This is a genomic window from Pseudoalteromonas sp. MelDa3 (assembly GCF_002863625.1).
In the GTDB taxonomy this organism is placed as follows: domain Bacteria; phylum Pseudomonadota; class Gammaproteobacteria; order Enterobacterales; family Alteromonadaceae; genus Pseudoalteromonas; species Pseudoalteromonas arctica.
This window is the reverse complement of record NZ_PJBR01000109.1, coordinates 1-14,088: the sequence shown is the minus strand read 5'-3', so window position 1 is coordinate 14,088 and position 14,088 is coordinate 1. Positions and strand designations below refer to the sequence as shown.

The window sequence follows — 14,088 nt, the reverse complement described above, 5'->3', positions numbered from 1 at the left end:
ATTTTTTAACACAGGTAGCGACACGTTTAGCCCCGTAAAATGATTAAGTATTATTGCGGATTGGTATAATACTTTTTAATAATTAAATAGGCGTTAAGCAAGTTGTAAAAGCCCACACTTGTTTAGCGCCTGCTTGTTTTAGTGCACTAGTAGCTGCGTTTAATGTTGCCCCTGTCGTCATCACATCATCAACAATAGCGACTGTTTTACCGCCCATATCCTCTGTACAAATAAAGGCATTTTTTAAGTTTTTAATACGCTTTGCTTTAGATAGCTCCGACTGGGCTTGTGTTTTTTTATCGCGAATAAGTACGTTACTCACTGATGCGTAATTAGCTAAACATGGTTGCCAAACTTGGCTTACCTGATTAAACCCGCGAGTAATGAATCGGCTTTTATGAAGAGGTAAAATAATAAAGGTATCTGGCAAAGTAGGGCTTTGCTCAAAAAACTGCGTTAATTGTTTTTGTATAACTTGCTGCAATGCCTTTTTATAATGAATTTGATTATTAAATTTTAGCCTTTTAAGCCAATGTTCAAAGGGAGGTTGATAAAAAGCACAGGCAAATAATTTATCAAACTCGCAATTAGGAAACATCTCAACAATATCGGGTCGATGCAGTAAATTCTTATGCTTACTAAAATCAAACAATGGTAAATCTTCAAGGCAATAATCACAAAGCCCTAAAGAGGTCGTAATCGTATTTTGACATTGCACGCAATAAGAGGGAAATAACCAATTTAAAACGGCTTGTTTCACTGACTCGCTCCTTGCATTGCAATCGCCTTTTTAAACGTTATGATGAGCCTAAGTTTGGTAAAGGTTAGGCAAATATGCAAAATGAGTTAGTGTTATTACATGGTTGGGGAATGAATCAGGGCGTATGGCAGTTAGTACAGCCAGAACTTGAGTTTTTATATTCAGGAAGTGTACGTAGCCTTGACCTACCTGGGTTTGGTAATAGCCATGTTTGCCCAAGCCCTTATACTTTGCATGATGCAGCAGAAACTTTAAGTAAGCAGTTAAAGCCGAAGACCATTTTAATGGGGTGGTCGTTAGGTGGATTATTTGCACTTTATATTGCTAAGCATTGGCCTGAAAAAGTATCAAAAGTTATTTTAATTGCATCGACTCCTTTTTTTGCGGAGGCAGATAATTGGCCCGGAATAAAAGCGAATGTATTGGCGCAGTTTAAAGAGCAGTTAGTTAATCATCGAGAAAAAACAATAGAGCGCTTCTTAGCTATTCAAGCGATGGGTAGCGAGTCGGCGCGTGATGATATAAAGCTGCTTAAACAATTACTAAATCAGTACAGCGCACCACAAAGCGACGCCCTGAGTGCTGGTTTAGATATTTTACAAAACGACGATTTACGTGATTTATTTGCTCATTGCCCAGTACCTATCAAAGGAGTATTTGGCCGACTTGATGCCTTAGTGCCTTATAAAGCAATTAGTGAAATGTCAGTACTAAATACTGAGTTTGAATACGAAGTGCTAGATAAAGCGTCGCACGCGCCGTTTATTTCTCATAAAAGTGAGTTTTTATCTGTCGTTAAATCAATGCTTTAAAATAGAGCTAAGAATAGCGCTGTTTAAAGCTTTATTTTGAGCAGAACCTGAGCGATAATTAAACAATGTTTATTTGGTGGAGGTTTTAATATGCCAATCGGATCTGTATTTAATAGTGGTGTAGAAGGGTTTAATCGAGCTAGCCAAGGTATTGAAAAAGCCAGTGCTGAGATTAACCGTGCCAGTATAGAACAGCAAGATGACGCGCAATTAGCGCAGCAACGTCAGCTTACAGCAGCACGCCCTGAAGAAGCTATTACTGCACCTGTAGCACAGCCAGCTCGTGTTGATGAAGCGCTTGTTAACTTAAAAGTTGAAGAGTTTAATGCCAAGGCAAATACGCAATCAATTCAAACGGCCGATGATGTACTTGGCACGTTAATCGATATTAAAGTTTAGTATTATGAATATTGTCACGCCATTTCCGTCTATCAATATAAACACTGCAAATGTTTATACGGAAACTGCACGGCGTGACAACCAACTACGCGAAGTTATTCCTGCTCCCGCATCTAGTAGCGCAAGCAATACAGAAACCAAAGCGCAAAGTGATTCTGAAAAAGCAAAATTACCAGGCAGTAGCGATGCTGCGACGTATAACGCAACGGGGAAAATAGCAGACGAAAAGTCAGTTCAGCAGCGCGATGGAAACTCAGAAAACCCTGAGGGCTCTGAGGAAGAAAGTGAAGAAATTGAGAAAAAAGAATCTGAGCAAGAAGAGCTGCAATTAGAACAAGAACAACAACAAATTACAGAGCTAAAAGCACGAGATACTGAAGTACGAATACACGAGCAAGCGCACGCTTCTGTAGGTGGACAACATGCTGGCTCGCCAAGCTATGAGTATCAACGTGGCCCAGATGGTACTAACTACGCAGTTGGCGGAGAAGTACAAATAGATGTATCTGAAGTTCCGGGTGATCCGCAAGCGACTATAGACAAAATGCAAACGGTACGTGCTGCGGCATTGGCGCCTGCAGAGCCTTCGGGAGCTGATCGCTCTATTGCTGCAGATGCTACGCAAAAGCTAGCAGCGGCTCAATCTGAGCTTGCACAACCTGAAAAAGAAGACGACGAAGACGCAAAAAGTAAGCTTGAAGCTTCATTCTCTAGCGATGAAAGCAACGATACAAAAACAGCTAAAAGTGATGAGCAAACACGTGATGCCGATGTTGAGGCACGGGCGGGGCGTATTGCTAACTTTTATCAAATGGCTACATCGCCAGCGAGCCAAAGTAGTTTTTCAGCGTTAAGTTAATAATTTAGTAAAACGTAACCACAAAAAAACCGCTTACGCGGTTTTTTTCGTTTTAGCTTAGCTGTACAACTATTATTTTTTCACTTTAGCATTAGCGAACGCATCGGCAAATGCATTACCCATTAACGCATTACCGTTGTCACGTTTAGGCTTTGCAGCGCGAGGTTGCGAATTATTAGCACGTGCTTGTGGCTTTTGCGTAGCTGGCGCTGCTGACTTATTACTTGTGTCAATGTCGTCATCTAAGCGCATAGTAAAGCTTATACGTTTACGTGCAGCGTCTACTTCAACAACTTTAACCTTTACAATATCGCCCGCTTTTACTACTTCGCGTGGGTCTGATATAAATTTATTCGTGATTGCTGAAATATGCACTAAACCATCTTGGTGAACACCTACATCAACAAATGCACCAAAGTTAGCAACGTTTGAAACCACGCCTTCTAAAATCATACCTGGTTTTAGGTCGCTAATTTTTTCAACGCCAGCTTTAAACTCAGCTGTTTTAAATTCAGGACGCGGATCGCGACCTGGTTTATCAAGCTCAGTAATAATGTCGGTAACGGTTGGTAAGCCAAATTTTTCGTCAGTGTAATCGTTTGCAGCAAGTTTAGTTAAAAAGTCGCTGTTACCAATTAGGTTACTGACATCTACGCTATTGCGTTCACAAATACGTTTAACAACAGGATAAGCTTCAGGGTGAACTGATGAGTTATCTAGAGGATCGCTACCATTGTTAATACGTAAAAAACCAGCCGCTTGTTCAAATGCTTTTGGCCCTAAACGCTCAACCTTTTTAAGCTCACTACGTTTAGTAAATGTGCCGTTAGCATCGCGATAATTAACGATATTTTGCGCTAATGTTTTGTTCAAACCAGATACGCGTGTAAGTAGCGGTACCGATGCCATGTTTAAATCTACGCCTACTGAGTTTACACAGTCTTCAACTACTGAAATAAGGCTTTGGCCTAATTGGCTTTGCGATACATCGTGTTGGTATTGGCCAACACCAATTGATTTTGGCTCAATTTTAACAAGTTCAGCAAGAGGATCTTGAAGGCGGCGCGCAATAGAGACAGCCCCTCGTATAGAAACATCTAAATCTGGGAATTCATTAGCTGCAAATTCAGAAGCTGAGTAAACCGATGCACCCGCTTCGCTAACCATAATTTTACTAAGCTTAAGTTCGCTGTTTGCTTTCATAAGCTCAGCAACCAACTTATCTGATTCGCGTGATGCAGTACCGTTACCAATCGCAATTAGCTCAACTTTATGCTGACGACAAAGTTGCTCTAACGTACGCACTGATTTATCCCAATGATTTTGTGGTGCATGAGGGAAAATAGTTTGTGTAGCTAGTAATTTACCTGTGCTATCAACAACGGCAATCTTACAGCCAGTACGAAGGCCTGGATCAAGACCTAAAGTAGTACGGGGGCCTGCAGGTGCTGCCATTAATAAATCTTTTAAGTTTTTAGCAAATACGTCGATTGCACCAGCTTCTGCTTTTTCGCGCATTGCTGCAAAAAATTCATTCTCTAGGTGTAATCCTAACTTAATTTTCCACGCCCATTGCACAACGTTTAATAACCAAGGACTTGCCGCTTTATATTTAATATCTAAACGGTAATGGTCAGCAATCATGTTGGCACATAGTTGCGCTGAATTTTCAGCGCTAGGCTCTGGATTAACATTTAACTGAAGTACACCTTCATTTCGGGCTCTAAGCATAGCAAGCGCGCGGTGAGAAGGTACTTTTTTGAGAAGTTCTTGATGCTCAAAGTAGTCACGGTATTTTGCACCCGCTTGCTCTTGGCCTTTAATTACAGTGCTTTCAATTGCGCCGTTTTGGCTTATGTGACTTCTAAATTTAGCAAGTAATTTTGCGTCTTCAGCAAAGCGCTCCATCAAGATAAATTTAGCGCCTTCGAGTACAGCTTTTGTATCTGCAAAGCCTTTTTCAGCACTTACAAATTGATCTGCTTGTTGCTCTGGGTCAAGGTTAGCATCTTTAAATAGTGCATCTGCAAGTGGTTCTAAACCAGCTTCAATTGCTATTTGGCCTTTAGTACGGCGCTTAGCTTTATAAGGTAGGTATAAATCTTCAAGTTCAGTTTTACTTTGTGCATTAGTTATATCGGCACTTAGCTCTGGCGTTAATTTATTTTGCGATTCGATGGTCGATAAAATAAAACTGCGGCGCTCTTCTAGTTCACGTAAATACGATAAACGCTGCTCTAAAAGGCGTAATTGGGTGTCGTCTAGGCCGCCGGTAACTTCTTTTCTGTAGCGGGCAATAAAAGGAACAGTTGCGCCTTCATCAAGTAATTTTGTAGCTGCAACAACCTGTTGCTGCTGTGCGTTTAACTCACCGGCTAAACGTGCAGAGATATCGCTCATGCAAAAACCTTTTTATACAATAAAATAAGACCAGAAGCGTGTTACTGGCGCCGTTAATTGCTTGAATAATATCACAGGAGGTAGTAATAAAAAGCTCTTAAAGCAAGCTATTTCACTTGCTTTAAGATGGTTGGGAGGGGAGTAAATCAATTCAACTAAAAGAGCGCCCTAGTGAGGATGCTCAATGTTTTCTAATACTTCACTGAAAGAGTGAGCAATAGGGCTAATATGTAGTGGAATATGTAATGTTTTAGCTATTTGGCGAGCTGAAATTAAACCACAAATTTCGCTACTTGCTGTTGTTACTAATAAAAACATTACACCTTGATGCTCCATTGTTTGCAGCGCATCACCAATACATGCATAGCTTAAACTTTGCATGCTTACACCTGTAAGTCGGCTAATTGGCGTCATAATATCGCGCAAGCTTACTTCACTTCGTGGGGTATTTAAACGCTCTGCAATAATAGTAATTTTAGAGCTTTGTAAATCGGCGCTAGAAACAAGACCAATCAATTTTTGGTTCTCGTCGGTTACTAAAACAAAATCAGATTGTTGTGCACTAACTTGTTTAAGTGCATCTGTAATCGTTGTTGTATGCTCTGCACGAATGGGCGTTTTTTGAGTAAAGTTATTTACCATTTTTAGTGCTGGAGATGATAAATCAATCAATGGTTGGTCATCTGCAAATGTGCTTGCAATAACGCCGTGAGAAACATTTTGAGTACGTAATTCTTTAAAGTTAGACATAGTAGTCACCTTAGTAGTTATAAAATTTAATTAAGTTGTAAAATAATGAATTAAATTAAATAGCTAGGTGGTCCGCGTTGGTACGCAGTGCTAAAAGGTCTGTTTAGGTTGGTGCTCTTATAAAAAGAATCTACGACATTAGGAAGTGGTTGAGGCGACCTAAAGGTAATAGTATTAACGTGAGAGTCTACGTCAAAATCGAGGTTTGCTTGGTCAGGAATGTCACAAGCAATAAAGTGATTAGATAGTTTAGCGTTATCAAGGTTTACTTCAGTGTTACTGGCATGCAGCGTCAAACTTACACTCATTAAAAGTGCAAACAATACGGCATTATTTAATATGCGCTGTACTATGTTTGACATAACCACGACCTTAATTAACTGCTTTCAAATTAAACAAATCAACTTGAATAATTCAGTTATAGCTTATTGGTTTAATTTACACAATCAAAAGTTAACATGATCTGAATCAAAACTTTTTATTTCTTTTTTTGGTAATCGATACTGTTTACATACCACTGTTTTTTACCCTGAGGAGTAGGTACCTCAAAATCGTCATCTACTTGTTTTTTAATCAGCGCCCGCGCCATAGGTGAGTCTATCGAAATGTAATCTTTTCGGTCGTAAATTTCATCAGGTCCGACAATTCTGAATTTTTTAGTTTCACCTTCTTCGTTTTCAATTTCGACCCATGCACCAAAAAACACTTTTCCATCTTGAACGGGAGAGTAGTCGATGATTTTTAAATCAGGTATGCGTTTGCGTAAATAACGTACACGACGGTCAATTTGGCGTAGCAAACGCTTGTTGTATTGATAGTCTGCGTTCTCAGAGCGATCTCCGAGGCTGGCTGCCCAACTAACTATTTTTGTTACTTCTGGGCGTTTAACGTTCCATAGTTGGTCGTGTTCTTGTTGTAATTGTAAGTAACCTTCACGGGTAACTAAATTTGTTTTCATGGTGAATTCTTTATTAACTCTAATGGTGTGCACGTTATTAAATTTGCCAAAACTTGTCGAGCGTAAAATGTAATAAAGTACGAGTAAGTAAGCTTTGAAATGTTCAGTAACAATCTAAGCAAGTAATTAGTTTTTGATTATTAAGTTTTTCATTTATATTAACTAGTAATTGGATATAAAAATAAGAAAGAGATTATGGGACACGAAACCACAAAAGTATTAGTTGTTGATGACGATATGCGCTTACGCAGTTTGCTTGAACGTTACTTAGTAGAGCAAGGCTTTATTGTTAGAACCGCAGGAAACTCGGAGCAAATGGATAGACTCCTAGAGCGAGAAAACTTTCACTTAATGGTTCTCGATTTAATGCTCCCGGGCGAGGATGGCTTATCGATTTGCCGCCGTCTACGCCAAAAAGAAAATGAAATTCCTATTGTTATGCTTACTGCAAAGGGCGACGAAGTAGACCGCATTATTGGCCTTGAACTTGGCGCTGACGATTACATTCCAAAACCATTTAATCCACGTGAGCTACTCGCTCGCATAAAAGCAATTTTACGTCGCCGCGCAAAAGAAGTGCCAGGCGCACCTGCTGCTGAAGAAAACTTAATCGCTTTTGGTAAATTTACGCTTAATTTAGCAACGCGCGAAATGAGTGAAGGGGATAAAACAATATCGCTTACCAGTGGTGAGTTTGCAGTGCTAAAAGCGCTTGTTTCGCATCCGCGTGAGCCACTTAGCCGCGATAAGCTAATGAACTTAGCGCGTGGGCGTGATTACAGTGCGCTTGAGCGAAGTATTGATGTGCAAGTGTCGCGACTTCGACGCATGATTGAAGTAGATGCTGCTAATCCTCGTTATATTCAAACCGTTTGGGGTTTGGGGTATGTGTTTGTTCCCGACGGTGAAAAGTAATATTTATGGGCATGTTTCCTCGCAGTGCTTTTGGACAAACTGTTTTTTTAGTGGCGGCTCTGCTGCTCATAAATCAAATAGTGTCTTATGTTACGGTTAGTTTTTATGTTGTAAAACCAACCATTGAGCAAGTTAACTTGATGCTTGCTAAGCAAATTAAAACAGTATTTATTGACTGGGAAGATGGCGTTGAAATAAACGACGAAGTATCTGCAAAGTTTTTTGAAATTACTGGCATTGAAGTGATGACTCAGCGAGAAGCGATGCGTCAAGGGCTTGGGCAAAGCCGCGAATATTCTATGCTATCGCGTAGCATGACTGAGCAACTTGGCGGTTATTCTCGCGTACGTATTAGCCAAACTGATCCGTTGATTTATTGGGTGGAAGCACCGCAAGCGCCAGGTTATTGGGTAAAAGTACCGCTTAAAGGCTTTAAGGAGAACAACTTAGAGTTTTTAACGTTTTACTTATCAAGTATTGGTTTTTTAAGTGTGCTGGGTGGGTGGTTGTTTGCAAGGCACCTTAATAGGCCATTAAAAGCACTGCAACAAGCTGCTGTGAAAGTGGGTAAAGGCGATTTTTCTACTAAGTTAGAAGAACAAGGCTCAACAGAGGTAATAGAAGTAACGCGTGCGTTTAATCAAATGTCGCGCGGAATTGCCGCACTCGAAAACGACCGCCGTTTACTAATGGCCGGTGTATCTCATGATTTACGTACGCCGCTTACGCGTATTCGTTTAGCTACCGAAATGATGGTTGATGAAGACGACTATCTTCGCGAAGGTATAATTTACGATATAGAAGACATGAACGGCATTATTGATCAGTTTATTGAGTATTTACGCCACCATAAAACAGATGAGCTAAGTTGCGAAGATATAAATGCTTTAGTTGCCGAGGTTGTCAATTCTGAGCTTCAACATCAACGTACTATTACGTTTAAAAGTAATCCTAATATAGGCAATATACCGTTAAGCTCTGTGGCTATTAAGCGTGTAATTACCAATATGATTGGTAATGCACTGCGTTATTCTGAGGGCGATATTGAAGTACTTAGCTACTTTAATTCAAACAAAAAATACGTGGTTATTGCTGTAAACGATAGTGGCCCCGGCATTCCTGAAAACGAATTAGAGTCTGTGTTTGAGCCCTTTAAACAAGGCGATGCTGCACGTGGCAGTGAAGGCAGTGGTTTAGGTCTTGCTATTATTAAACGCATTGTTGATATGCACGACGGTAAAGTAAAACTAGAAAACCGTCCAGAAGGCGGTTTAAGTGCACAAGTATATTTGCCAATAAAGGTCTTGAATTAATTTAAAAAATACCTAAAGGCGCTTTTAGACTATTGAATTTTAATATCAAGGAATAAATGTGGTTGTTAAGGAAGATGATAAAATATTTTTAGATAGACCAATATTCGTATGGGTCATTTCCGGGTTAATTTTATTTTCTGTATTGTGTTTCTCAGTTGAAACATTGCCAGACTTAAGTAGTGAAACAAAAGTATTTTTAAAGTACTCCGAACTGTTAATTGCTGTAATTTTTACTCTTGAATATTTAACAAGGGTTGCCTTATCGCAACGCAGGCTAAACTTTGTTTTTAGCTTCTATGGAGTTGTGGATCTTGTTGCTATTTTACCTTTTTATCTAGCATTTGCTGTAGATTTAAGGACATTACGCTTAATTAGGCTGTTAAGATTAGTTCGAGTATTGAAGGTAGTAAGATATAACACTGCTTTACTTCGATTTGCGAGGGCTATTTACTTAGCAAAAGAAGAGTTAGTTATTTTTACAGGGATGAGTTTGGTTTTATTATATCTTTCAGCTGTAGGTATTTATCATTTTGAGCACACTGCGCAGCCAGAGGTTTTTAAATCAATTTTTGATAGCCTTTGGTGGTCAGTTGCCACATTAACTACAGTTGGATATGGCGATATCTACCCTATAACTATTGGGGGACGTTTTTTTACTTTTTTCATCTTAATGATTGGGCTTGGACTCGTAGCTGTCCCCACTGGTATTGTAGCTTCAGCCTTGTCTGCTGTCAGACGCGAAGATGAAGTTAGTTGCAATTTAGAGAACTAAATTAAAGGCCGCTATATTTTACTGTGGCCTTTAATTTCTATTTTAAAGTGCTTTAAAACGAATAGCTGTACCGCCACTAGTGGCTAATTTAAGCGTTAGTTTATCGCTTGCAGTTACAACACGTTTTTCGATAGCTATATCGTACGGATTATTTTTCCACTCTGCGTTTTTACCATCTTTATAAATTTGCGCTTCGAATTTTTTGCCTTGCTCTAAAAAGTCGAGTTTTACCTCAATAGTTCGGGCTTTTTCGTCAGTAACAGCACCTAAGTACCAATCGTTTCCTGAGTATTTAGTGCTTTTACGCTCTTTACGAGCGAATACAATAAAGTCGCCTACTTCACCATCAATAGCAATGCTTTGCTGCCAATCTGTTGGTACGTCTTGAATGAATTGAAATGCATCGGGCTTAGCCAAGTAGTTTTTAGGTAAGTCGGCAGCCATTTGAATTGGGCTATACAAAACAACATAAAGTGCAAGTTGTTTGGCAAGTGTAGTTTGTGGGCGGTTTGTATCGCCTCCTAAACCATTAAAGCTCATATCAAAAATACCTGGCGTAAAGTCCATTGGTCCTGCAAGCATGCGGGTAAAAGCAAGCATTGGTACATGCTCTGGTGGATTAGGTGGTGAACCCCATGCATTATATTCTTGTCCGCGTGCACCTTCGCGCGCAATCCAGTTTGGATAAGTACGGCGCAGGCCTGTATCTTTAATTGGCTCGTGAGTATTAATGCTAATTTTATGCTTAGCCGCAAGTTTTACGTTATAAAGGTATTCGTTAACCATAAACTGGCCGTCATGCCATTCGTGGCGAGCAATACCGTTTTTGTCTATACGTTTTATATTTCCGCCATCGGCTACATAACCTGTTTTTACTTGGCTTACGTTTGATTTTTCGTAAAGGGCAAAAGCATCTTCCATTTGGTCACGGTAGTTGCTTACATTGCCTGATGTTTCATGGTGGCCAATGAGCTGTACGCCTTTTTCTTTGCCGTATTGAGCAAGCGCTGCTATATCAAAGTCGTCGTACGGTTTGGTAAAGTTAAATACATCGCCATTAAAATACCAATCGCCATCCCAACCAATATTCCAGCCTTCAACGAGTACGCCATCAAAACCATACTGCGCTGCAAAATCCATATAGTATTTTGTGGTTTGCGTAGTGGCGCCGTGTTTTTTACCGCGACCCCAAGTTTGCGTGTTTATATGCATACCCCACCAGATACCCACGTATTTGCCAGGCTTAACCCACGACACGTCGCCGAGTTTATTAGGCTCGTTTAGGTTTAGTATTATATCTGAATTAACTAAGCCAACAGCGCTGTCGGCTATTTGAATGGTGCGCCATGGTGTTTTAAAAGCACCTTGTTTTTTAACTGCGACACCATCTGACCACGGCGTTAAATCGGCAGTAAACGTACCAGAGCGACGCTGATTAAGTACCATGGCTGCGTAATCAACAAGTGCGGCTTCATGAATACTAATATGAGTACCGTCACTTGTTTTAAACGTAAATGGTGTGTGAGCTAGTGGAGCTTCGTTAAGTGGAGTAGTGTTGTAAACATATTCGTAGCGGTTCCAGCCACGAGCAGGTATCCACCATGCTGTTGCATCATGGCTATTGTTTATTGCAAATTCAGTTAACTCTTTGGTTATTTCTGTATGTTCGAAGCCTACTTGTTGTGGTACTTCGTATCTAAATCCAACCCCACTATCAAATGCTTTAAATCGAATAGTGTAGGTGTCTTTATTTGGCTCGTTTTTTGTAAAAGTAATGGCTACTTCGTTATATTCGTCAATAACGTTTTGGCGTTCGCCCCAAGGTTGTTGCCACTGCGAGTTAACGCTTTGTTGTTTAATGCTTTTAATTTTAAAGCCGTCGCTAAAAGCTGCTTGTGTTTTAAATTCAAACCCCAGTAAAGATTTGTTTATAACCGCTTTGTTTTTAAATTTTATTGCGTAGCTTGGCGTGTTGTTTTCGTCAGAGATGCTTACTGTTATTTGTGTGTCTGGCGATTTTAGCTCTACGGTTTGTCCGTAGCTATTACTAGCAAAGGCTAAAAGCACAAGTGCTGGTATTCTCATGGTGTGTCCTTAGATGAGTCGGTGGTGACATCTAAGGATAATGACTGTTGATGATTAATACGACTGCTTACATACGTATTCAATGTTTTAAAAAATAGAAAGAATTTGGTGGCTTAATCGGTCTATAATGTAAACAAATTGATAATAGCGACAAGAAAATGATAAAAAGCTTACTTTATGTATTTTTACTAAGTGTTAGTACTGGAGTTTTTGCAGCAAATATTACAATTAAAAATGCTAATAATGACCCATTACCTAATGCTGTTGTATGGCTAACTGCAGGAGACACCTCTAGCGTTATTCCCCCAGAAGCACCTTATGCGATGACCCAGCAAAATCGAGAATTTAAGCCGCGTATTTTAGTTGTCCCACAAAATGCAAAGGTAGAGTTTCCGAATACGGACTCAATCATGCATCATGTTTATTCATTTTCTAAAGCCAAAACGTTCGAATTAAAGCTATATAAGGAGCACCCAAAAGCGCCCATTACTTTTGATCAAACGGGTGTTGTTGAGCTTGGCTGTAATATTCATGATTGGATGTTAGGTTATATTGTGGTGGTAGATAGTACTATTTTTGCAATTACTGATGAAAACGGGAATGTTGATTTAAATGCCAATGCAGGCGAATACACGTTAAGTGTTTGGCATTCTGGATTTAGTGATATTAGTAAGGTTGAATCTCAAACTATTACTGTGGCTACTAACCCGATCACTTATAAAGTAAAGCAGGAAATTGCGGAGCAAATTGACTTTGCTACGGATGAATTTGATGACTATTAATCGCTTAATGAGGCTGGCATTTTTAGCCGGTGCTTTATGTTTTAGTAATGCATTGTATGCACAAGTAAAAGGCTTGATACAAATTAGAGCCGTGCAGGGGGACGATATACGTAGCTTCCAAGAGGGCGGCCTTGGGCTATATCGGCACGATACTAAAAGCGACGAACTTATTTTATCCCAAGGTATTTTAGATTTTAATGTTGATTTAGCATCTAGTTGGTCGGCTCATGGGGTGTTAAATGCGAATCAAGATCCTGATGTTAGCCTTGGTTTTACACAGGCTTATATAAAGTATCAGCCGCTATCTAACAGCAACTATAAATGGCACATGCGCGTGGGGGGCTTTTACCCACTTATGTCGCTTGAAAATCCTGATATAGGGTGGACTTCTCCTTATAACTATACAAACTCAGCTATTAATAGCTGGATAGGCGAGGAAGTACGCACTGTTGGCGCAGAGGTAACTATTAAGCGCCCAGCAAAACGTTTTAACAGCAGACATAGCTTTAGCTTTGTAGGTGCGACATTTAAAGGCAATGACCCCGCAGGCACTTTACTCGCATGGCGTGGTTTTGCATTACACGATAGACAAACTACATTTAACGAAAGTGTTAAATTTGCGCCTATAGCGGCATTAAATGCATACGAATTACGTTGGCAGGCTAATCAGGTTTTACCGTTTGAAGAAGTAGATGGGCGTTTTGGCTATTACGCTGGCGTACATTGGGATTACTTAAAAAAATCACAATTTCGAATTTATTATTACAACAATAATGGCGACCCAACCACACTTAATATTAGTACAGGGCAGTATGCTTGGGATACTCGCTTTACAAGCGCCGCTTGGCTTTATAAGTTTAATAGTAAAACACGTTTAATAGCACAGGTACTTAATGGTAAAACTGAAATGGGCAGTAACGCATTAATTGATAATGCTTTTTATAGCCATTATTTAATGCTGAGCCATAAAGAAGGCAAGCATCGAGTTTCTGTACGTTATGATTATTTTAAAGTTACTGACAACGACACCACTGCGTTTGACCCTAATGCAAGTAATGGGGAAGGCTTAACAGCAACATGGCGCTACCAGCTCACTAATAAACTACAAATAGGGGTTGAAGGTTCTGCACTTAAAAGTGCTGCAAAAAATAGAGAGCCAATTGGATTTAATGAACGAATCTCGCAGCAGCAAATAATGCTAAATGCGCAATGGCGTTTTTAAAAGTATAAAAAAGGGAGCATTTAAATGCTCCCTTTTTAGTTTAATAAAATTGGTATAGATT

Annotated in this window: 14 protein-coding genes; 8 read left to right on the top strand and 6 right to left on the bottom strand. The window is 39.7% G+C overall.

The window, feature by feature from the left end:
• Nucleotides 1-82: 82 nt before the first annotated feature.
• The gene (locus CXF89_RS16595; RefSeq protein ID WP_101216091.1) at nucleotides 83-760 is read right to left on the bottom strand and encodes a ComF family protein; all 678 of its coding nucleotides are present in this window, start codon (nucleotides 758-760) and stop codon (nucleotides 83-85) included.
• A 74-nt stretch (nucleotides 761-834) separates the two neighbouring features.
• Here CXF89_RS16595 and bioH point away from each other — a divergent pair, with 74 nt between their 5' ends.
• The 3 genes from bioH (at nucleotide 835) to CXF89_RS16580 (ending at nucleotide 2,830) form a co-directional block, all read left to right on the top strand.
• A complete protein-coding gene (bioH, locus tag CXF89_RS16590) occupies nucleotides 835-1,572 on the top strand; it encodes a pimeloyl-ACP methyl ester esterase BioH (protein ID WP_010554945.1) in 738 nt (245 codons plus the stop codon).
• A gap of 90 nt (nucleotides 1,573-1,662) precedes the next feature.
• A complete protein-coding gene (locus tag CXF89_RS16585; RefSeq protein ID WP_007584971.1) occupies nucleotides 1,663-1,971 on the top strand; it encodes a hypothetical protein in 309 nt (102 codons plus the stop codon).
• A 4-nt stretch (nucleotides 1,972-1,975) separates the two neighbouring features.
• Nucleotides 1,976-2,830 (top strand): putative metalloprotease CJM1_0395 family protein, encoded by an 855-nt coding sequence (locus CXF89_RS16580; protein WP_121955226.1) that lies wholly within the window; start codon nucleotides 1,976-1,978, stop codon nucleotides 2,828-2,830.
• A 72-nt stretch (nucleotides 2,831-2,902) separates the two neighbouring features.
• Here the strand turns inward: CXF89_RS16580 and CXF89_RS16575 are convergent, their stop codons facing one another.
• From CXF89_RS16575 to greB, 4 genes are all read right to left on the bottom strand, one after another.
• Nucleotides 2,903-5,230: a Tex family protein gene (locus CXF89_RS16575; protein WP_121955225.1), complete on the bottom strand. Its 2,328-nt coding sequence runs from the start codon at nucleotides 5,228-5,230 to the stop codon at nucleotides 2,903-2,905.
• Between the two features lie 168 nt (nucleotides 5,231-5,398).
• Nucleotides 5,399-5,980: a CBS domain-containing protein gene (locus CXF89_RS16570; protein WP_024594284.1), complete on the bottom strand. Its 582-nt coding sequence runs from the start codon at nucleotides 5,978-5,980 to the stop codon at nucleotides 5,399-5,401.
• A 50-nt stretch (nucleotides 5,981-6,030) separates the two neighbouring features.
• The gene (locus CXF89_RS16565) at nucleotides 6,031-6,342 is read right to left on the bottom strand and encodes a hypothetical protein (RefSeq protein WP_007584977.1); all 312 of its coding nucleotides are present in this window, start codon (nucleotides 6,340-6,342) and stop codon (nucleotides 6,031-6,033) included.
• Nucleotides 6,343-6,458: 116 nt separating this feature from the next.
• The gene (gene greB / locus CXF89_RS16560) at nucleotides 6,459-6,938 is read right to left on the bottom strand and encodes a transcription elongation factor GreB (protein ID WP_007584978.1); all 480 of its coding nucleotides are present in this window, start codon (nucleotides 6,936-6,938) and stop codon (nucleotides 6,459-6,461) included.
• Between the two features lie 195 nt (nucleotides 6,939-7,133).
• Between greB and ompR the strand changes: the two genes are divergently transcribed.
• The 3 genes from ompR to CXF89_RS16545 are packed head-to-tail and all read left to right on the top strand — an operon-like array spanning nucleotide 7,134 to nucleotide 9,938.
• Entirely contained in the window at nucleotides 7,134-7,853 is a 720-nt protein-coding gene (gene ompR / locus CXF89_RS16555) for an osmolarity response regulator transcription factor OmpR (RefSeq protein ID WP_002959552.1), read from the top strand.
• A gap of 5 nt (nucleotides 7,854-7,858) precedes the next feature.
• Nucleotides 7,859-9,166 carry a two-component system sensor histidine kinase EnvZ gene (gene envZ, locus CXF89_RS16550; protein WP_121955224.1) on the top strand — a complete coding sequence of 436 codons (1,308 nt, stop codon included), beginning with the start codon at nucleotides 7,859-7,861 and terminating at the stop codon, nucleotides 9,164-9,166.
• Between the two features lie 58 nt (nucleotides 9,167-9,224).
• On the top strand, nucleotides 9,225-9,938 hold the full coding sequence (locus CXF89_RS16545) for an ion transporter (protein WP_024594282.1): 714 nt from the start codon (nucleotides 9,225-9,227) through the stop codon (nucleotides 9,936-9,938).
• A gap of 42 nt (nucleotides 9,939-9,980) precedes the next feature.
• Here the strand turns inward: CXF89_RS16545 and CXF89_RS16540 are convergent, their stop codons facing one another.
• Entirely contained in the window at nucleotides 9,981-12,023 is a 2,043-nt protein-coding gene (locus CXF89_RS16540) for a glycoside hydrolase family 97 protein (RefSeq protein ID WP_121955223.1), read from the bottom strand.
• A 158-nt stretch (nucleotides 12,024-12,181) separates the two neighbouring features.
• On the opposite strand from CXF89_RS16540, the gene CXF89_RS16535 reads away from it, so the two are divergent.
• Together CXF89_RS16535 and CXF89_RS16530 are read left to right on the top strand one after the other, a co-directional pair.
• Nucleotides 12,182-12,805, top strand: a complete 624-nt coding sequence (locus CXF89_RS16535; protein WP_121955222.1) for a cupredoxin domain-containing protein — start codon at nucleotides 12,182-12,184, stop codon at nucleotides 12,803-12,805.
• Entirely contained in the window at nucleotides 12,795-14,027 is a 1,233-nt protein-coding gene (locus tag CXF89_RS16530; protein ID WP_121955227.1) for a hypothetical protein, read from the top strand. The genes CXF89_RS16535 and CXF89_RS16530 overlap by 11 nt, the downstream gene beginning before the upstream one ends.
• Nucleotides 14,028-14,088: the final 61 nt, after the last annotated feature.